Source organism: Brakhagea slesvicensis, assembly GCF_052161625.1.
Classification (GTDB): domain Bacteria; phylum Planctomycetota; class Planctomycetia; order Pirellulales; family Pirellulaceae; genus JBKCUI01.
The window spans coordinates 1,467,167-1,487,358 of sequence record NZ_CP197412.1; the positions used below are offsets into that span (position 1 = coordinate 1,467,167).

General features: G+C 54.9%; 18 protein-coding genes. 6 read left to right on the forward strand and 12 right to left on the reverse strand.

The window, feature by feature from the left end:
* Positions 1-1,326 (forward strand): argininosuccinate synthase, encoded by a 1,326-nt coding sequence (gene argG, locus SH467x_RS05695; protein ID WP_482370317.1) that lies wholly within the window; start codon positions 1-3, stop codon positions 1,324-1,326.
* Between the two features lie 673 nt (positions 1,327-1,999).
* On the opposite strand, the gene SH467x_RS05700 is transcribed toward argG, so the two are convergent.
* The 10 genes from SH467x_RS05700 to SH467x_RS05745 all read right to left on the reverse strand — a co-directional run bounded on the left by SH467x_RS05700 (position 2,000) and on the right by SH467x_RS05745 (position 10,535).
* Positions 2,000-2,728, reverse strand: a complete 729-nt coding sequence (locus SH467x_RS05700) for a uracil-DNA glycosylase family protein (protein WP_482370318.1) — start codon at positions 2,726-2,728, stop codon at positions 2,000-2,002.
* A 76-nt stretch (positions 2,729-2,804) separates the two neighbouring features.
* Complete coding sequence (locus SH467x_RS05705) at positions 2,805-3,770, reverse strand: 3'-5' exoribonuclease YhaM family protein (RefSeq protein ID WP_482370319.1); 966 nt, start codon at positions 3,768-3,770, stop codon at positions 2,805-2,807.
* Between the two features lie 84 nt (positions 3,771-3,854).
* Complete coding sequence (locus SH467x_RS05710; protein ID WP_482370320.1) at positions 3,855-4,727, reverse strand: ABC transporter permease; 873 nt, start codon at positions 4,725-4,727, stop codon at positions 3,855-3,857.
* A gap of 105 nt (positions 4,728-4,832) precedes the next feature.
* Positions 4,833-5,411, reverse strand: a complete 579-nt coding sequence (locus SH467x_RS05715; protein WP_482370321.1) for a bL17 family ribosomal protein — start codon at positions 5,409-5,411, stop codon at positions 4,833-4,835.
* A 53-nt stretch (positions 5,412-5,464) separates the two neighbouring features.
* A complete protein-coding gene (locus SH467x_RS05720) occupies positions 5,465-6,448 on the reverse strand; it encodes a DNA-directed RNA polymerase subunit alpha (RefSeq protein WP_482370322.1) in 984 nt (327 codons plus the stop codon).
* A 51-nt stretch (positions 6,449-6,499) separates the two neighbouring features.
* Positions 6,500-6,904: a 30S ribosomal protein S11 gene (rpsK, locus tag SH467x_RS05725; RefSeq protein ID WP_146676657.1), complete on the reverse strand. Its 405-nt coding sequence runs from the start codon at positions 6,902-6,904 to the stop codon at positions 6,500-6,502.
* A 286-nt stretch (positions 6,905-7,190) separates the two neighbouring features.
* Entirely contained in the window at positions 7,191-7,574 is a 384-nt protein-coding gene (rpsM, locus tag SH467x_RS05730; RefSeq protein ID WP_146676656.1) for a 30S ribosomal protein S13, read from the reverse strand.
* A 332-nt stretch (positions 7,575-7,906) separates the two neighbouring features.
* Positions 7,907-8,866 (reverse strand): 3-hydroxyacyl-CoA dehydrogenase NAD-binding domain-containing protein, encoded by a 960-nt coding sequence (locus tag SH467x_RS05735; protein WP_482370323.1) that lies wholly within the window; start codon positions 8,864-8,866, stop codon positions 7,907-7,909.
* A complete protein-coding gene (locus SH467x_RS05740) occupies positions 8,812-9,474 on the reverse strand; it encodes a hypothetical protein (protein WP_482370324.1) in 663 nt (220 codons plus the stop codon). Before SH467x_RS05740 ends, SH467x_RS05735 begins: the two co-directional genes overlap by 55 nt.
* Positions 9,465-10,535 carry a cytochrome c family protein gene (locus tag SH467x_RS05745; RefSeq protein WP_482370325.1) on the reverse strand — a complete coding sequence of 357 codons (1,071 nt, stop codon included), beginning with the start codon at positions 10,533-10,535 and terminating at the stop codon, positions 9,465-9,467. The genes SH467x_RS05740 and SH467x_RS05745 overlap by 10 nt, the downstream gene beginning before the upstream one ends.
* 157 nt (positions 10,536-10,692) lie before the next feature.
* Between SH467x_RS05745 and SH467x_RS05750 the strand changes: the two genes are divergently transcribed.
* Complete coding sequence (locus SH467x_RS05750) at positions 10,693-11,319, forward strand: putative molybdenum carrier protein (protein ID WP_482370326.1); 627 nt, start codon at positions 10,693-10,695, stop codon at positions 11,317-11,319.
* A gap of 452 nt (positions 11,320-11,771) precedes the next feature.
* Here the strand turns inward: SH467x_RS05750 and leuA are convergent, their stop codons facing one another.
* Positions 11,772-13,427, reverse strand: coding sequence for a 2-isopropylmalate synthase (leuA, locus tag SH467x_RS05755; protein WP_482370327.1), 1,656 nt, complete (start codon positions 13,425-13,427; stop codon positions 11,772-11,774).
* 451 nt (positions 13,428-13,878) lie between these two features.
* On the opposite strand from leuA, the gene SH467x_RS05760 reads away from it, so the two are divergent.
* Positions 13,879-15,324 carry a hypothetical protein gene (locus tag SH467x_RS05760; protein ID WP_482370328.1) on the forward strand — a complete coding sequence of 482 codons (1,446 nt, stop codon included), beginning with the start codon at positions 13,879-13,881 and terminating at the stop codon, positions 15,322-15,324.
* Positions 15,325-15,353: 29 nt separating this feature from the next.
* Positions 15,354-16,226 (forward strand): D-hexose-6-phosphate mutarotase, encoded by an 873-nt coding sequence (locus tag SH467x_RS05765; protein WP_482370329.1) that lies wholly within the window; start codon positions 15,354-15,356, stop codon positions 16,224-16,226.
* A 95-nt stretch (positions 16,227-16,321) separates the two neighbouring features.
* Here SH467x_RS05765 and SH467x_RS05770 read toward each other — a convergent pair whose 3' ends face one another.
* On the reverse strand, positions 16,322-18,169 hold the full coding sequence (locus tag SH467x_RS05770; protein WP_482370330.1) for a sigma 54-interacting transcriptional regulator: 1,848 nt from the start codon (positions 18,167-18,169) through the stop codon (positions 16,322-16,324).
* A 296-nt stretch (positions 18,170-18,465) separates the two neighbouring features.
* Here SH467x_RS05770 and SH467x_RS05775 point away from each other — a divergent pair, with 296 nt between their 5' ends.
* Together SH467x_RS05775 and SH467x_RS05780 are read left to right on the forward strand one after the other, a co-directional pair.
* Positions 18,466-19,575: a DUF1559 family PulG-like putative transporter gene (locus SH467x_RS05775; protein WP_482370331.1), complete on the forward strand. Its 1,110-nt coding sequence runs from the start codon at positions 18,466-18,468 to the stop codon at positions 19,573-19,575.
* 90 nt (positions 19,576-19,665) lie between these two features.
* Complete coding sequence (locus SH467x_RS05780; RefSeq protein WP_482370332.1) at positions 19,666-20,154, forward strand: carboxypeptidase-like regulatory domain-containing protein; 489 nt, start codon at positions 19,666-19,668, stop codon at positions 20,152-20,154.
* The last annotated feature ends 38 nt before the right edge of the window (positions 20,155-20,192 follow it).

Genomic DNA, 20,192 nt, shown 5'->3' on the forward strand with positions numbered 1-20,192 from the left:
ATGTCGAAAATCCTCCAGTCCCTCCCCGTTGGCAAAAACGTCGGTATCGCCTTCTCAGGAGGTCTCGATACGAGCGCTGCGATTTTCTGGATGCGACAGAAGGGATCCATCCCTTATTGCTACACCGCCAACCTAGGACAGCCTGACGAATCGAATTACGACGATATCCCTAAGCGAGCCCTCGAATGTGGAGCGGAGAAGGCTCGACTCATCGATTGTCGCGAACAACTGGTGCACGAAGGGCTCGCGGCGTTGCAGTGCGGTGCGTTCCATATCACCACCGCAGGACTCCCCTATTTCAACACCACGCCAATTGGACGCGCGGTGACTGGTACGATGTTGGTCCAAGCCATGAAGGAAGATGGGGTCAATATTTGGGGGGACGGCAGCACCTACAAAGGGAACGATATCGAACGTTTTTACCGCTACGGCTTGCTAGCCAACCCCGAACTGCAAATCTACAAGCCTTGGTTGGACGAGACGTTTAATAAGGAGCTTGGGGGCCGCAAGGAGATGTCCGAACTGCTCGAGAAAGCAGGGCTTGGCTACCGCATGAGCAAAGAAAAAGCGTACTCGACCGATTCAAACATCTGGGGCGCAACCCACGAAGCGAAAGATCTCGAGAACCTCGATACTGGTATCAAAATCGTCGACCCGATCATGGGTGTTCCTTTCTGGAAATCCGATTGCATCGTTACCCCAGAAATCGTCACGGTTACTTTCGAAGCCGGATTGCCAGTCGCTCTCAACGGCCAATCGTTCAGCTCCCAAGTCGACTTGGTCCTCGAAGCCAATGCCATCGGTGGCCGGCACGGTTTGGGAATGTCAGATCAAATTGAGAACCGGATCATCGAGGCCAAGAGTCGAGGGATCTACGAAGCCCCTGGAATGGCATTGCTGTTCATCGCTTACGAACGGCTGATCAGCGGCATCCATAACGAGGGAACCATGGAGCAGTATCGCGATATGGGACGACGCTTGGGACGACTGTTGTACGAAGGCCGATGGTTTGACTCGCAGGCTCTGATGCTCCGCGAAGCGATCCAGCACTGGGTTGCCCGCCCAATCACCGGCGAAGTCACCCTTGAGCTCCGCCGCGGTAACGACTACTCCCTGCTCGATACCAAGAGCCCTAACCTGACCTACAAGCCCGAACGGTTGACGATGGAAAGCGGGCAAGGAGAATTCACCCCTACCGACCGTATCGGTCAACTCACCATGCGTAACTTGGATATCACAGACTCCCGCGAAAAGCTTACGGTCTATCGCAGCGTCGGATTGCTTGCGGGTGGCAACAACGACTCCATCAAGCTGCTTGAAGAGTAGTCAGGGAGTCTCCGGGCGCCGGCAAATCTTGCCCAACCCTCGCGTCGCAACAGATTCGATGGCAGGGTTATCGGGTCCTAGGCAGTTGGCTGCACGGTGGGTTCCCCCGATTCCGAAATCGAATACATGGTCGTTGAAATCGCTCGCGATGAAAGGAGTCAGCGCATGCGCCGTTGTTACCACATTCTCGGATTGGGGTTCGCTCTAATCGGTGTCGTGTTCGGTTCCTCAGAATGCCGAGCACAGTTCGGCAACCGTTCGAACTTTCCAATGCTGACCTACTTGGGGCGGTACCACGGAATCGGGTATAGCCAAGGGTACCACGCCTGCGGTTCAGGTAACTGTTCCCCGGTATCGCAACTGCATCGCGCCGCATCGGTACCCGTTGCTTTTGCGCCACCACTTGCTCCCCCCGCAGTTCCCCTGGTCCGCGCTCCATGGCCCGATTTGGGGGGCAACAATTGGAGCCAGTATCAGTCGATGGAGCTACCAACCTCCAACGGATACTCTCTGTACGCTACGCCGGATCTGGGAAACACCTCAACGGCTCCACCCGCTTCACCTAGCGATGCAAATCCCAGGTTGCGACCACCGACGAGCGCAGAACCATTGCCTGCACCGAGCCAACCTCAGCCAGCCTCACCCACAACGAGTCAGCGGCAGAGTCCAACTCCTACCAGATTCCCATTTCAGTGAGCTGCCGAACGGCTTGTCCCTCCCAATCTCGATTTGCGGCAGGGGATGCCGGACTCGGGTGCAGTATTTTGCTAATGGGAATATCACTGGTATCGCCGAGAACTCGCTTCAAGCAACTTTCGGCATAGGCTCCGACGCCGATGGCAATGGTCGGTTTCAAGATCGAGAGCGAGTCGGCCAGGAATCGATCGCAGCATGATTCAAGCCTTTTGCTATCCTCCCGGTGAAGTTTATCCGGCGTGATATTGCGTCCGCCATCATCCATGAACACCAGAGGGCAGTAGTTCCCGACGAAATGATGTTGGAAGAACGCATCCGGCGATGGAAAACGCTTGGCAAAAAGCCCCCACAATCGACGGCCTGATACCTCGGACTTCTTGCAAGCGAATCCTTCAATGGGCCGCTTTGGATGCTCCTGTTCCGGATGTCCAACCGGGGCAACAATTCCTAAGTAATCACGGACCGATGCAATTTCTCCAAACGGAACTCCCGTTTGCGCCATCCCAAAGGGCCCCGGATTCATCCCAAGAAAGACAGCGCGCCCTCGCTGGCCACCGAATCGGCGTAGATACTCCCGGTGGGATTCCCAGGCGTATTGCAAGGGATTGTAGACCCACTCCACCGGTGCTTTAAAAGTGAGGGTGCCCACTTCGTCGCGAAACGCCGCTGTCAGCTCGGTTAAATGAGTCGCAATTGATTTCGGCATCTCCATTCGCCTCTTTCCAATAATAATTCCGCTTGCCGATGTCCGTCACGTTCGATCATCGGACCCGAATGTCGGATCAAGAGGGGGACTGAGGTTTCAAGATTTTTCGTGCAATCGTTGGGTTGTAAGGGGTCCACGAATCGCGAGTGCGATCGGCCTCGATCATTCCGCGAATCGTACTCAACTTTGCATCCATCTCGTCTATGTAATGGAAGGCCATCGACTCCATGGTCATCGGCACCTTGGGACTGCCATGCTCCAAACACCCATGGTGGCTCACGATGATGTGTTTTAGGTGCAGCAGTTTGTTCGGATTTAATTCGCTTCCCAAGCGTTCAAGTTCTGCGGCCTTGCGATCGACCATCCCGACACCTTGCACTAAATGTCCGATCAGTTGCCCCGCATCGGAATAAGTCAATTCACCGTCAAAAGCGAGCTCCTCAAGTTTTCCAATGTCGTGCAAAAAGGCCCCGGCGAGCAGGATATCTCGATCGAGGTAGGGATAATGGGACGCGAGCCCGGACGCGAGCTTGACCAACGACACGATGTGTTCGAGCAAACCACCTGGGTAAGCGTGATGCGTCTTGATTCCTGCGGGCGCTATCTTGAGTGCTCGTTCGATTTCAGGATCGTTGACGAACGATTGCGAGATTGCTTGAAGCGTAGGGTCCTCTATCGAATCCAGCATGCTGCGGAGTTCGCTCCAAAGGGCAGAGACGTCGACGCGCGTCGCGCTTTCAAAGTCTTCTGCTTCGACTTGGCTCTCCTCGACCCCCTGCATCTGATGGACAATCAGCTGCAATACACCGTTGTGAAGCTGCGACGCGGCTTGCACGCGAACATAGGCTCCTCGCTGAAATTTGTCTGCTGTTCGCTCATCGGCATTCCATCGCATCCCCGATATCGTGCCTGTCCGATCCTGCAATTGAAGAAGCAAATAATGTCCTCCTTGACGATTGGCTCTCAACTGACGATCCGCAATCCGAAAGACCTCGTCGATCTGCATCTGCGGTTGAATATCGCTGATAAAGGTGCGAGGCATCGGCAAAACCTTTCAAGTGAAGAGGAGAGCAGGAACAGGTGAACGGTCAGGTGCGAGACGATAGGACTTAGGGGCAAACAAGCATCAACTGCTCGCGCTGGAATAGCTGCGGAGGGCGCGTCGAAAAATCCAACGACTCGCGAAGAGCGAAACCACAGTTGCAAACAGAGCAAAGATTCCCAATCCCCATTCCCACGGCTCTCGGGGCGACAGGGGCTGCGCCAAAATTCTGGCCGGAACATTCACCACGACGAGGACCGGGACAATAAACGTAAACAAGAGCCAGAGCGGATAGCCCCATCCCCCTTCGTAAATCTCCATGGGATATCGGGAGAAGTTCGTGATGTAAAACCAAAAGTCGTAAAGACTCTGATTGCGCCCCAGCCAAACGCTGGTCGCAGCCAAGCAAATCATGAGACTATAGAGGAGCAAGACTCCGCAACCGACGTAGAACCAAAAGAGTGCAAACGAAATCCAACTCCACTCCCACGCAGGTGATGTCCTGCCCTGCAGCTGCAGCAGCCCATAACCAAGGATGATGAAGCCGAGGATAAAGTTGCTGAGGGAGGACCACTCTACTCGGCGAAACGAGATGAGGAATTGCGTATCCATGGGCTTGAGCAAAACGTAATCGAGTCCACCTGTGCGGATCAACTCGCTGAACTCCTGGGCATTCGGCATCAAGAAGGCTTGAATGATCGAGTTGATCAACCAAGTCGTCGCGAGAAAGACAAAGAACTCGTTCTGTCCCCACCCTGTTTCGACGCCGATCGAACGAACGTGAAAAAAGACGAGGAGATAAAATCCGAGATTCATCAAGAGCCACGAGAGGCTCGAAACGCAATCGAGCAGAAAATTGCTACGAAACGTCATGTCTCGAATCAGGCTGTTCCGAGCCCCCGCGACAAAGACACGCCAGTAACTCGATGTTCGTGGGCGAGTTTGGCTTTCGCTCATCACCTTCTCTCAAGCACTGCTAAGGGGCAAAAAAAAGGCCATGGATCTTTCCATGGCCTTTGGGATTCTGATTTTCCGTCGATCCATTGGATCAAACGGATTGGCTTATTCGGAAGCGGCCGCTTCGAATGAAGGCTTGGTCGACTTCTTCGAGGCGCGATCGTTTTGTCCAACAAACTCGAGAATAGCTCGGGTGCCGTTGTCGCCCAATCGAGGCTTAGCCAATCGCATGATGCGAGTGTAGCCGCCGTTTCGTTCCAAGAATCGCGGTGCGATCTTGTTGAACAAAATCCGAACGACCTCTTTGTCCTTGACGATTGCAAACACACGTCGTCGAGCGGTAACGCCTGGAGCGCGGGCTTCCGCCCACTTTCGCCACGAATCGCTCTTTCGCCATGCCTTCCACTCTTCGGAACCTCGTTCCGCTGTGGTCGCGAACTCTTCCGCCTTGGCGTCCGCGATCACACCATGCTTCGCAATGGTGATGCACTTCTCGACCAAAGGACGAATTTCCTTAGCCTTTTCAAGGGTCGTAATGATTCGACCAGGAACCTTGGGAGCGTTGGGCTCCAATTCCGTAACTTCGCGTTCGGTCAAAATGATCGCAGAGACCAAATTGGAGAACAATGCTTTGCGGTGGGACGGGGCACGACCGAGTACTCGCCCTTTTCTTAAGTGTCTCATGACTTCTTATCCAAAACAATTTGTGAATTTGTGGTAGTTGCCCGTGCTGCGTGTTAACGCATCGATGGGACTCGCATGCCAAGGTGGAGACCCATGCCGGTCAATCGTTCACGCACTTCATTGAGAGTGGTCTCTCCGAAGTTTCGAACTTCAAGCAGCTGATCTTCTGTTCGTTGAACCAAGTCTCGAACGAGCCGGATCCCTTCTGCTTCCAAGCAGTTGTTGGCTCGAACCGACAGCTTCAAGTCCGCAATGAGCGTGTTGAGCTTCGCTTCCAATTGTGCCTCTGCGGAACCAGGACCTCCGCGAGCAACCGCGTGAACTTGCTTTCCAAGCTCGCTTGATTGCACAAACGGATTGAGGTGCTTGCGAAGAATCTTAGCACCTTCGACCAACGCCATTTCCGGTTGAACGGATCCGTCGGTCCAAAGCTCAATAATCAGCCGATCGTAGTTGGTCTTCTGTCCGACGCGGGTTTCTTCCACGAAGTATCGGACGCGGACAACTGGGCTGTAAACCGCATCTACCGGGATAATGCCGATTTCGTGATCACCCGAGCTATGCTCCGATGCAGGGACATACCCACGACCGTTCTCGACAACCATTTCCATCATGAATGGAACGTCGGCCGTCAAGGTCGCGAGGACGTGATCTTTGTTGATGATCTCGACGTCGGAATCGGTTTGAACGTCCGCGCCGGTGATCACACCCGCCTTGTCCGCACTGACGGTGAGGACACGGGTATTGTCGCTATGGTTCTTGACCACCAAAGCCTTCACGTTCAAGACGATTTCTGTCACGTCCTCGAGAACGCCAGGGATCGACGAAAACTCGTGCTGAGCGCCGCGAATCTTGATCTGGGTTACCGCACTACCTTCCAGGCTCGACAGGAGAACTCGGCGAAGGCTGTTACCAATGGTAGCGCCGAAGCCTCGTTCGAACGGTTCTGCTACGAACCGGCCAAACGTCGAGGTCAATGTCGATCGGTCTACATTAACTTGGCTGGGCAGCTCTAATCCACGCCAACGAACATGCATTCCTAGGGTACTCCAAAAAAGGAATCGTTACTTTTATTTTGAAACCGGTTGTTATACGCGACGTCGCTTGCGAGGTCGGCAACCGTTGTGGGGGATAGGGGTAATGTCTTCGATTTGCTTGACGCTGATCCCTGCAGCTTGCAAAGCAGTGATCGCGGACTCGCGTCCCGACCCCGGACCCTTGACTCGGACTTCGATTTCCTTCATCCCGTACTTCAAAGCCTTTTCAGCTGCTTGCTGTGCAGCCGATTGACCCGCGAACGGAGTGCTCTTTCGGGAGCCCTTGAAACCGCTTGTTCCAGCGCTCGCCCAACAAAGAGTGTCACCCTTGGTATCGGTGATCGTTACCGTCGTGTTGTTAAAGGTCGCCTTGATGTGCGCAATCCCTGCAGTCACATTGCGACGAATCTTGCGTCGCTTCCCATCACCCGACTTGTTACCAGATGCCTTGGCCACAACAAACCCTTTGAATCGTATCTAAACTTAGAAACTATTTGTTCTGTGAATCGTTGCTCTGACGCGGCCGACGGCCGAAGCCGACTGCTGCAACCGGACCGACTACTCGCATCCGGCATACTTTGTATTTCGCGTTGAGCCGACCCTGCGAAAGGGACTCGACGCCTGCAAAAACCCAATCTGGGGAACTGCCGACTTACTGAAGAACCCAGCCAACCCAGAGGTTCGCTAAGCCAATTTGCGGTGAGCCAAGACCCACCTGCAGCAAGTGGACAACCCCACGGGGCTATCGCAAATCCTTAACACCCTTCTTACCAGCAACCGTCTTTCGAGGACCTTTTCGAGTCCGCGCATTGGTTCTGGTTCGCTGACCGCGAACGGGAAGACCGAGCTTGTGTCGCATCCCGCGATAGCATTTGATTTCACGCAACCGCCCGATAGCCTGCCCGACTTGACGTCGCAGCGGACCCTCGACGGTGTACTCGCGCTCCAACAAGCTAGCCAAACGGCTCAACTCGTCTTCGTCCAGTTCACGTGCTTGCTTGCTGGGGTCGATTTTGGTCTTCACGCACGCTTCACGTGCGACCGATGGGCCGACGCCGTAAAGGTACTGAAGGGAATATACGACTTGCTTGTCGTTCGGAATGTCAACACCGAGCAGACGCGGCATGCTTGCCTACTCCTAAGCCTAGTGCGGTTCAAGGGTTGTAATCAACTCGGACTCCGAGCCGTCAAGGGACAAATGCCGTCGACAGTACGGTCGCCGCGTCTTTACGCAGCAAGCCCGAAATGGGAAAGCCCAAGAGTGTAACGAGGGATGGCTCGACCTGACAAGGCTTAATTGTCGCCTTTGGCACGCATTTTTCATGCAGGCCGGGATTCGAACTCGAACGTTTTGCCCGCCAATCCGCTCTCTTCCGGGGAAGTCCAAGCTGTCCTATTCGGCTGGCACCGCCGCATGGACACAAAGAATCCTTGCAAACCGGCAAGAATCAGCCTTTCTTATTTTTCTCCCCGGCCGTCGGGGCTTTCTCCCCCACTTCGGGGTACCGAAAATTCGGGGTACCGAAAAAAGCCCTCGCCTGTCTTCACGCCGAGCTTCCCTGCATCGACGAGCGGTTGAAGCTGGTCGATGAGAGGTTGCCATTGGGCGTCGCCATCGACGAACCGTGCTGCGGACATGGTTTGATGGATGAGATCCAATCCGATTTGGTCCATGATCCCGAACGGACCCAATTCCATCCCGGTTACTTGCCGCCACGCGAAGTCGATTGATTCCGGTTCCGCCACCCCCTTGGCTTTCAGTTGCAGCGCGGACTGCAGCAAGGAACGGAGCAACCAATTGAATACATATCCTGGATTCTCCACCGTTTCCACCAATGCCTTTTGGCCTATCTCGGCAGCAAGTCTGGAAAGGGTCTTGGCCGTTGCCGGACTTGTTCGCGGAGAGCATGCCACATCGACCAGTCGCGTTCGCCAAACCGGTACATGGAAATGCAAGTGAGCGAATCGGTCGGGGTTCGTGACAAAGCGGTCCAGCATCGACGGGGTGAAGTAGGAACTGTTGGAGGCGATCAAGACTCGATTGGGGAATCGGGCCGAAGCCGCTTGCAGGACCTTCCGCTTCACGGAGACTTGCTCGGTGACACTCTCTAAAACCATGTCGACTGCATCGGACGCATCCGACATCTGCGACACCGGCACAACCCGATCCAGGATCGTGGAAAGTCGATCGGGGGGCCAGAACTCTGCCATCCCTTCCTCCTTCGCTTTGTCGCTCAGCCATTTCCGGCCAGAACGAAGTGCGGTCTCGGACGCGTCAAGCCACTCGACGACCAAACCGTGCGCGGCGAATTGGCCCACAATCTGGCGCCCGACCCAGCCCGCACCGACCACGAGAACGCGTTCTATCCCGGAAGCCTCGGGAGATGAAGAGGAAGATTCTCGGGGGTCGTCAGCCATAGCGATTGGTGATGCTCAAGGAGTTGAAGGATCCGCACTGCATCGTCTCGCGATGCAACCGCTCCATCATAGCAACCCTCTTCATTCCAACCATCGGCTGACGGAATGATGCAACCCTCTGCTCTCCGTTCTTGGGCTCTCGCATCGACAACCAGCGCCAAAGGTGCGCAGTTTCCAAACATCGATCGAGCACCCGATCGAATCATCGGTTCGGTGCATTCACCTGTTTGCTCCAAGGCCGAATTCGAAACAACCGAATACGAAGTAACTGGGCTGGAGGCAACTGGGCTGGACCGCGAAACAACCCTGTGGGGGCGATCGGCTCGCCAGTAGGATTCTTCTGCCTTGTTGGCTCGCGAGCCCTTGGACTCGAGCGGTTTCGAATCGACAGAGCGATCGCTCGCTTCGAGTTTGTCTGCCGCGATCTGGTCGGCCGCGCGGGATGCATCCTGGGCGACGAAGCTACGAAGCCATTGTTGAAACGGCTCCTCGTCCTGCTCGAAGAGTGATGCTCTCGCTAAATGGGATTGAAACGAACGGGACTCGCTCGCCGATTCTGCTTCGACGAGCGTGGTCCAATGTACTTTCTGGTTCGTTCTTATTTCCATTTATCTTTGGGAGGGATGAAGGTATCGATGGCGCCCAAGTCGTCGCCTCGAACGGTGGACGCAAATCGCACGCCCAACTCATGAATCTTCGCGGCTGCCTCTTCGAGAGGCTGGCGATTGTTCAGTTTGAGAGCCACGGAAGTCGCAACGGTCAGGATCTCGTCCAAGATCGGTACTTGCACTTTGGACTGCGCCGATTTCAGTCGCTCAATGGCGCGAGCGGTTCGCTGTGCCGAAGTGATTCCGAATGTAGCTTTCTCGGTCGCCATCGCCGTCGCCTTCATGCTGAACTCGATATCGGCGATCAAGCCTGCAATGAAAAGTTGTCGTAACCGGCCTGCGGTTTCTTCGGCATTCACTTTCCCATCGGTTCGAACAAAGTTGTGACGAACCGTCCCTTGCGACCAACTGACGAGCTCAAAATCGAGACTACCGGCATGATGCCCACCCACGTTCACTAATTTTTCGTCAGGAACCGTATGGCATCGGTAGCAGCTTTGGGCGAGCAAGTAGACGTTGACGGGATTGCGCATCCCTAACTCAATACTCCGGGAGAATCGTTCGATTCGGTGCTGCGGAGACTCCTGTAGTTTCGTCACGTTGGGACCGCCGTAATCATTGTGTATGGAGATCCAATCTGCCGCCGCTCCGTGACACGATTCGCAAGAGACTCCTGCGATCGCTTCCAGCTTTGCGGCTCCCGATGGTCTTCCAGTCGCATCGGTCGCGATATCCGCTGGGTGATCCATCGTGTAGTGACACTGAATGCAATTGGAGTCGCTTTTGAAATTGGTAATACCAAGCTTGCTTGCAATTTGTTGAGCCTCGGGCTTGCGATGCAAACTCACGAAGGTCTCGCTATGGGGAGTACGCTTCCATGTCTGTACTTCCGGAGCATGGCATTTCTCGCAACTGGCGACGCCGACAACTTTATGGGGATCGATGGCGACTTGCCACTGCACATCGCGAGGGTCCAACTTGGAGTCGGGGTGACCCATGCCAAGAACGATCGACGCCGTTCCGCAAGCGAACAGGAAGACGAATAGGATTTGTCGATTCATAAGTCTGGGGCTAACAAGAAAAGAATAGGCAAACTGGGAAACCAACCAACCCTAAGACTAAAATCCGAACGGAAAGGTAAAATCCATGCCGCGACGCGATCTTCCAAGCTCCGAGATCCGTTTAATCCGCCTAAGTCCACTATTCGGAACAATCGGTTTGAATACGCCCACACCCCTTCCCGGCATCCATCCAACGGTCCCGCTCGAACGCGTCATTTCCGGCGGACAAACAGGCGTCGACCGAGCTGCCCTCGATGCGGCAATTGCGGCCGGAATCGATCATGGAGGTTGGTGCCCGAAGGGGAGGATATCCGAAGAGGGGCCGATCCCTTGCATCTATCGCCTCGAGGAACTCCCGACGATGGACTACAGCGAGAGAACGCGCCAGAACGTGATCGCTTCGGATGGAACGCTGATCTTGGGACCACCTCGGCTTTCTGGGGGGTCCCTGTTGACGCTCCGAATTGCGCGGGAACTAAAGAAGCCATGTCTCGCGATCAAGATGCCTGAAATGGTCTCCGGTGCGGCATCATCGAGCTCGAACCCCTTGCCAACAAACGGTGTATCCGGGCCATCCAATAGAGCCCCTGGGCCAGCGAATAGGGCCCGGGACCTCCACGCCGTGAAGCGATGGCTTTCACTGCATTCGATACGTGTGTTGAATGTGGCTGGTCCTCGAGCCAGCAAAGTCCCAGACGCCTATGAGGTGGCGTCGGCTCTACTGAAGGAACTCTTTCAGACGCTGGAAAGAGGCGAGAGGGCTCCCTGGAGCCAAAGAAAATAAAATACCCCGGCCCGCGCAATGAGGCGGACACTGCAAACGGGCCGCGGGGTACCTTCGCTGTCGGCGAACCGACGCAAACTCCGGTGGATTCAACAGGTCGAGGAGAGCCGCCGGAGTGCGGAAAGGAGCCTCAATGCTCCTTTCCAACACCCGATGACTTTTCTTGGGTAGAGGGGAGGCCGCCCGAAAACCGAGCGAACTCACCGGTCAATCAAATGGAGCAACAGACGTGCCAAAATCAACCCAACAGCCCATTAGGTGGGTGCCACCTATTGGGTTGTGCAGAATAAGATCAACGAATCCCCAGGAGATGGCGGATTCGTGACGCGAGAACTTTTTTGGAATGAGTGCTGGGGCAGCCCGATACCTGCCCCCCATATTCATCGTCTGCTTATTTTGTAGGCAAGCTGCAGAGGAGGGGGGGATTGTGTGCCCTTACCGAGGCATCTCCGTTATCGCGTTTGAAGGCTGCGATTGACGGCCGCTACGAAGCCGAGGAGGGAGGCTTTGGTGATGGAGCGGTGCTGGCCGACCCCGAACAGTTCCTGCCCATCGGGGGTTCGGACCAAGATATAGGCGGCTGCGGAGGAGTCGCTTCCCGCTTCCATGGCGTGTTCGTGGTAATCGAGGATATCGCAAGCTAAACCGTATTGGTCTCGCATCGCGTGGACGAACGCGTCGATGGGGCCCGAACCTTGCCCTTCGACTTCCGCTTTCTCACCTTGGTAAGTCACCGAAAACCGATAGCGTTCTTGATCCTCGGCATCGCATTCGATCGGGGTGTGGGAGTGGTACTGCAGTGTCGCGGGGGGGTGTATGTACGTTTCGACAAACTTGTTGGCGACTTCCCTCGCTGGCATCTCTTTTCCAGTTTGATCGGTGACCCGCTGGATGACTTGACTAAATGCGATTTGAAGCCGGCGAGGCAATTGGAATCCGAGTTCGCTTTCGACCAAGAACGCGACGCCACCTTTCCCAGATTGCGAGTTCACGCGGATGACGGGGTCGTATTGCCGTCCGATGTCGGCTGGATCGACGGTGAGATAGGGAACCTCGAAGGCCTCTTGCCCCGTTTCCTTCATGGCGGCGAAACCCTTTTTGATCGCATCTTGATGAGAGCCTGAGAATGCGGTGAAGACGAGGTCACCAGCGTATGGCATTCGCTCGTGCACCTTGAGCTCGGTACAGAATTCCGCGATGCGACGGATCTCTTTCAAGTTGGAAAAGTCGAGTTTGGGATCAACCCCTTGTGTGAACATGTTGAGAGCCATCGTGACAATATCCAGATTGCCGGTTCGCTCCCCATTTCCAAAGAGCGTTCCTTCCACGCGGTCAGCCCCTGCCATCAGCCCTAACTCGGAGGCGGCGATCCCTGTCCCGCGATCGTTGTGGGTATGGAGTGAGATGAGGGTGCTCTGACGCGGTCGGAAGAGTCTGCAGAATAGTTCGATTTGATCGGCATAGACGTTGGGTGTTGCCAGTTCGACTGTCGATGGGAGATTGATGATGGTTTTGTTTTCCGGAGTCGGCTGCCACACATCGCAAACCGCTTCGCAAATCTCGACGGCGTAGTCGATCTCGGTACCGGTAAAACTCTCGGGGGAGTATTGGAATCGAACCGGGTTGTCTGATCCTCTCGCAAGGTCACGGATATGAGTCGCTCCATCGATCGCCAGCTGCACAATCTCCTGCTTGGATGCTTGAAAGACGACGCGTCGCTGCAGGGTTGACGTGGAATTGTACAAGTGAACGATGGCCGACTTGGCACCGCGAATCGCTTCGAAGGTGCGATCGATCAAGTTCCGTCGCGACTGCACGAGGACTTGAATGGTCACATCGGATGGAATGAGATCCTTTTCGATCAACTCCCGCACGAAGGCGAAATCGGTTTCCGAAGCGGCCGGGAATCCGACCTCGATTTCTTTGAACCCGATTTTGACGAGCGTCCGGAAGAGCTCCATCTTCTTGGCCGGTCCCATCGGATTGATAAGGGCTTGGTTCCCGTCCCGCAAATCAACGGAGCACCAAATCGGAGCTTGCGTGATCTCGCGATTGGGCCAAGTCCGATCGGGGAGCTGAATCGGCGGGAAGGGGGAATATTTTGCCATCTTCGTGTCTCGATAATCGCTATAAAAAAACCCTGACATTCGCAAAGCGAACTCAGGGTTGGTTGGTTTTTTGTTTTGTGGATCCAAACGACCAAGCCCCTACGCTCGCTAGAGAGCGAGGAGTAGCTCTAGGCTTTTCAAGGTTGGCAGTCGTCGGTTCATCGTGTTCCAGTCGGTGTTGCAGAGGCGACCAAATCTTCCGCCTGAGGATCGTAAGACTAGCTCCGGCATTTCGAAGCGTCAACAGGGAACGGGTAACAGGCATGAGCAGCTGACAAATGAAAAGGTTCGCCCTCCCAATCTGTACGATCGCGAAATCCGTGATAACCCTACCAGCTGTTTGTTGGTTCCCACATCTTCCTCCACGTCTTGGGATCGCACGCACCGCATCGGGACGTAGAGTCGCCCAGACAAACGCCATTCCATTTGGATCCTTACAAAGACGGCAACTATGTCGGTCGCGATTTCTCCCTTCTCCTATTCGGCCGACTCATCCTTCGCTGCCGCTGACTGCGGGAAGCCGTTTTCTCTTTCTCCAACAGACGATCTCCTTCCTGCCGAAGTAGAACTGCGTTCCGAGCGATACGCGCTCGCCCTTTCCGACGAACTCCCGGTTCCAACCAACATCGCAATGGCTTTTCTGAATCCCATTGCAGGGGAAGAACGAGACGCGTCTCTTTGCGCTACGGGGGAAGCAATTGGGGAATTGCTGAATCCCCGCAGCCTCCATGCTTCCATTTCGACAATTCGATTGGAGCATCACCAAAGATTGGTTTGCGGATTGGCTCGCTGTTGGAAATGGATTTACCAACGATCCCCTTGGGAGCAACACACGTGGAGGGCACAATCGGCTTTGCAGGCGATGCTGCCGCTTTACTGCATTCCGGAAAAGGAATCGTGGGAACATCATTTGAATCACTCGCTGCAACTTCTTCGCCGACATGCTGTTCTGTTGCTCTGGGAAGAATCCCTTCACTCGGTCGGTATTCAATCGTGGCTTCGCCGCCCCGAGGTCGGCAATGAATCGCCGACCCTTCGCATCGAAAACTCCTTTCACCTCTGTATCAACCAAATCACTCATTGCTATTGGCTAGAGCTAGCGAGCCGAACCCAGCATCCGCTGCTGCCGGCCGCGTCGGCGAGAAGTCGCCAGAGGGAGATCGAAACGTGGCAGCTCGCATCGTCCCTGCTTCGAGGCGACAATGTGGCCAATAAGACGGAGTCCTTGGGTAAGTCCGCTCTAAGTATCTTGGATATAAGACAGCACTGGATGCGGCTGACCCAAACGCTGGCGGAATCGAAGCCCCGTACCCGTGCGAACGCCAGCTCGCAGCCGCAAACGATGTGCGATGACCTTGCGCTCGCATCGAATTCCCGGTCGTCCAAAACAGAGCTGTCTCCCGTCCTTCAAAAGTTCGTTCCTATTTTCGACCGAAATTCACCCGATTTGATTACGAAGCTTCGAGACCTATTGCAGTCCCCAGAGAAGGAATGCGTCGTTTCGCTGGCGGTTCTCCGAGCTATCCCCAACCCTGCCTCTAAAACGGCAATCCACCGAAGCGAGACTCCTGAATGCATCCCCGATCTCTGCAATGACGACATCGCTACAGTCGAAGCGATGTTCCGAACCGAGCAGAATGATTGGGTCTTCGTCTATTCTGGAATGGATCGCTCCGAACTAGCTCGAAGGATCCGTGAAGCCTTTGAACAACGGAACTCTTCACCATCTCGCGATGCGAAGTTGCTATCATCGCAGTCCTACGTCGCAGGTGTGTCAATGGTGACCGACCCAACAGCGAGCTTTCAAGTCACCAGCTTGATCGACGGTGCATGGCGATGCCTCGAAGCTGCAGAGGTTCAAGGTCTCAATGCGGTCAAGACCATCGAAGTCTTCTAGCCCCATTCCCGACAGGATCGACTACAAACATGGATGCGCACCAGTTACAACAGTCCTTCGGTATCGACTCGGCGCTTCGATTCGAAACGCATCCCAGCGGTTTGGTGCAAGGAATTGTTCAGACAGAATCCTGCGATGCTCGATTCTTTTTGCTCGGCGGTCATGTTTCGCATTGGCAACCCACCAGTACTCCCTGGCCCGTTCTTTTCTTGAGCGAGCAAAGCAGCTTCGCTGAAGGGAAGCCAATCCGAGGAGGGATTCCCTTATGCTTTCCTTGGTTTTCTGCCCATCCCACCGATCCCTCGCAGCCAGCTCATGGGCTGGTTCGACAAGTCCCGTGGACTCTCCTTGAGAGCCAGGTCGCCGATGGAACGGTTCGCATCGTGATGGAACAGTTTGCCGACGAGTTCCTACTTCGGTGCAAAATCGGATTCGGTACCATACTTGAAGTCGAATTGGACATCACCAATCGAGCACTTCGAACTCGCGATTGTGAAGTCGCGTTGCACACTTACTTCGATATAGGAGCGATCGAGAAAGTCGCTATAGAAGGACTCGAGGAAATTCCCTATTTGGATCAACTCACACGAACTGTTTGCCCGGCCGAGCATGGGCCCATTCGATTCACGCGCGAGACAGACCGGATCTACCAAGGCGTTGCGGAAAGAATCCTGCTTCACGACGTGGAGCGGAACCGCAGCATCTCTATCGACGCGGGAAACTCGCACTCCACCATCGTCTGGAATCCGTGGATTGAAAAATCGAAACGGATGCAGGACTTTGGCGACGAGGAATTCCAGCGAATGTGCTGTATCGAAACGGCTTCGGTTCGAGATCATAGCATGTCGATAGCGCCGAACGAAACGACCGCGATTCGCGTGCGCTATGCAGTCTGCCCGTAGCCATTCCAGTGCCCGTAGCCATTCCATTGGGCCGTAGCAGTTTGCCGTTTTCACGCTGCGACTTGTAAGAGCTCTGGAAGCGGATCAACACGCCATCAGTATTCTTCTTTATTGATGCCGTAGGATTCCAGCTTGCGATAGAGCGTAGCTCTAGAGATACCGAGGAGTTCGGCCGATTCCGGAATGTTCCCTCGTGTCCGCTTCAATGCTTCTCGGATCAAGCGTTGTTCCCATTGCTCGACGTTTAGCGTGTCGAATAAATCGGGTTTGGGCTCATGAAGGCTGAGTTCATTCGCTTCGATCTCATCGCTTGCTGCGAGCACCACCGCGCTATCGATGACGTTGCGAAGTTGCCGGACGTTGCCTGGCCAGCTGTATTCCAACATTCGCGTTCTCGCTCCTTCGCTGAGCTTGATCTGCGGGCGGCCGTGAAGGGTAGAGAAGTGATCGAGGAAGTGATCGATCAGCAGGCCCACGTCATCGCCGCGACCGCGAAGTGGCGGAACCTTTAGCTCGAAGACACTCAAGCGGTAGTAAAGGTCTTCACGGAATCGTTTGTCTGCGACGAATTCGCTCAAGTCCCGGTTGGTGGCAGCGAGGACGCGCACATCAACTCGAACTTCTTTCCTTCCGCCGACGGGGAGAAATGGGTGTCCCTCCAAAATGCGGAGCAGCTTTGCCTGCCCCTCCAGTGTCAACTCTCCGATCTCGTCGAGGAAGAGCGTTCCACCATGTGCCTGTTCAAACCAGCCGATGTGATCTTTATCTGCACCGGTGAAGGCCCCTTTGGTGTGACCGAACAACTGGCTCTCCATGAGTTCTGCGGGGATTGCCGCGCAATTGACGCTGAGCATAGGGCGCGACGCGCGCAAGCTGGCTCGATGGATGGCGCGTGCCACCAGCTCTTTCCCGGAGCCGCTTTCACCTCGAATCAAAATACAACCCGTTGCACCGGCGACCCGAACGATCTTCTCTTTCAGCTCCACCATGGGAACGCTGTTCCCGAGGAGTTCATCAAAGTCCGCGCTCTTGCTTTGCAGCCGACCATGATTGATCCGTAGCGAAGACTCGCTCTGAGCCCGAACGATCGACGGGGCCAAAAAACTCGCGGCGGCGATAGCGAAGTGGAAGGCGTGTTTGTCGAAGTTCTCTTTCTCCCGGTAAATGTGGATGACGCCGATCACGTTTTCTTCGTGAAGGAGTGGAATGCAGATCGCGTCGGCATAGTGACGAAGCGGACCGTCCGTCACGTTGCGGACTTCGTTCTTGACCCAGACCGCTTTGGCTTGTCGGCAAACCATGTCGGTCAGTCGGCTGCTCAAGGTGATACGAGGGGAGGCGGAGGTGGTGACGCGGCGTTGATCGACCAACTCTCCGTCTTGATCGGCGAGCAGAAAAGCCACAAGAGTCGCTTGGGTTCGCGTTTTAAGGACTTCGCTCGCCAACTCGGTGACTTGCTCGGGAGTTACGAGGGAGATGCAGCGAATGGAGAGTTGATGCAGGTCGGAGAGATCTTCGCTACGGTTCGCTTTGCGAAGAGAAAGGAATGCCGTCATGCCCGTTCCGGTCCCGTCGGTCAGCCCTCCTGTTTTGATTTCTCGCAAATCGTGGGAGAGATTGATGCGCTCAACCGTCAGATCTTCATTGATCGTGTCATCGTTGAATTCCAGTTCGGTGTTACCGATCGAGATGCGATTTCCATGAGCGAGGGTTGCGCGATCGATCTTTGCCCCATTGAGAAGGGTACCGTTGCGAGACTGCAAATCCTCGATCTGCCATTGAGCGGCTCGGTAATAAATGCGCGCGTGGACACGCGATGCAAGGGGGTCCTGGAGCTGGATTTGACACTCCAGCCCCCGGCCCATGGTCGTATCGCCGTTTCGATCCAACGTGTAGCGGGAGTCCAGGTCCCGCCCTCGCGTCACAAGAAGATAGGTAGCCATATCGTTTTGGTAGTGTGGTCAATGTCGCCCCAACGGACATTATGGCACACCGTCTCAAATTGCGACAGGCAGCGTTGTGAGGAAGTAAGAGAATTAGTGTTGGCAGAAAGCTTTCTCAAAGCGGCTTTTTGGCGTCTATCTGACCATTCCGGCGAGGAAAACGACATTTAACCAAAAGCAAAAAGGTACTTTGTGTCGATTTAGATTGCCTTAAGTACCATTCCGCGGTACAATCGGCCCGATTAGGTGTCTTTTTTCTTTTTTTGCTCGAATGACGGGAGGCCTTTATGAGGCACATGACCGGAAGACGAGGATTCACGCTGGTTGAATTGCTCGTTGTGATCGCAATTATTGGTATTTTGGTGGGGTTGCTGTTGCCCGCTGTGCAAGCGGCTCGCGAAGCAGCACGGCGCATGCAGTGCACCAACAACTTGAAAAACTTGGCGTTGGCCCAGCACAACCACCATGACGCGTACAAGAAGTTCGCTCCTGCGTCTCACGACCCCAGGTGGCGAACGGCCCTCAATGCAGGTAATGCATGGGATCGCCTTAGCTATCTAACTCAAACCTTGCCGTTCATTGAGCAAAACGCTCTTTACCAACAGATTCAGCCTTACCACCTTGCAGGTGGGAATCCTTGGTCGGTTGGCAATGCCGGAGCAACTCCGGGGGTGGAAAGCCCGTACAAGAGAAACATTCCGACTTTCCGATGCCCATCCGACGGAATTCAATTGAATCCGGACGATGCACAACCCACCAACTACGTTTGCAACCGTGGCGACCTCTACCTAAACTCGGGTGACTGGGAGTGGCGCGGTGTGTTCTCGAATGGTGAGCGAGGTCGCGCAGATTTCGGAACCATCAGTGACGGATCGTCGAACACCGTCATGCTATCGGAATTGGTTATCGGTCGCCAAAATGGCGTGTCGGGTCAAGACACCATTTTGGAAGGTACCGCTCGCGATTCGATCGGCCCTGTCGGTGGTCAATTTACGCCATCGCTTTGCTTGAGCCGACGTGGTCCGAACGGAACCTTGGTCGCTCCTTCGCTCCAAAACTCTTGGGGTAACACGGGTTGGGGTAAGGGACGACGATGGGGTGATTCGCTCAACGCATTCACCGGATTTTTCACAATACTCCCACCGAACGGTCCGACTTGCTCGAACGACAACGCGGAATCCAACGCAATGCCAACCGCGAGCAGCCGACATACCGGTGGTGTAAACGTGGCGATGTGCGATGGTTCGCTCCGATTTGTTTCGCAGAACATCGACTGCGGAAACCTTTCGTTCACCATGCCAGCGAACCCTGCAAACTCGAGAACCTACTCCGGGCCATCCTTCTGGGGTGTTTGGGGTGCGATGGGCTCGATGGCAGGTAAAGAGACCGTTCAGATGCCAGAATAATGGCGATCTAACTATCTAGCTGACCGAAGGGCCGAACGTTGTTCGGCCCTCTTTTTGTTTCCTCTTTCGAATAGTTCACGGCCAAAAATTATGAAAGCCCTCTGTCTTAGTCTTCTGGTCCTCGCCGGATTCTCCTTGGGATGTGGTAGCGGATACAACCTGCACCCGGTCACCGGAAAAGTCACTCTCGACGGCGCGCCGCTCGCTGGAGCGACGGTCACCCTGAAACCGCTAGCAGAAGGTAAACCTGCGACCGGGACAGCCGATGCGAATGGCGTTTATACTATTACCGACATGCGCGCCGATGCAGGACCAGGAGCCGAGCCCGGCGAATACCGAGTCGGTATTCTCTGGTACAAGCCCAGTTCCAACGACACGTCGCAGATGACAGGCGAGTCCTCTGGCTACAAGCCACCCGAAGAGAACAAGGCCGCTCGCAATACCGTGCAAGGCCCTAAGTCAGAATTGCCTGTCGCGTATCAAAACCCAGATACTTCAGGTCTCACCATTAGCGTTCGCGCTGGCGAAAACAAATTCGACTTCGATTTGAAAGCCGACTTCAAAGGGGCTGGCAAGTAGTTCGCTCTCGATCGCTACCAACCCAAGCGGTCATACCA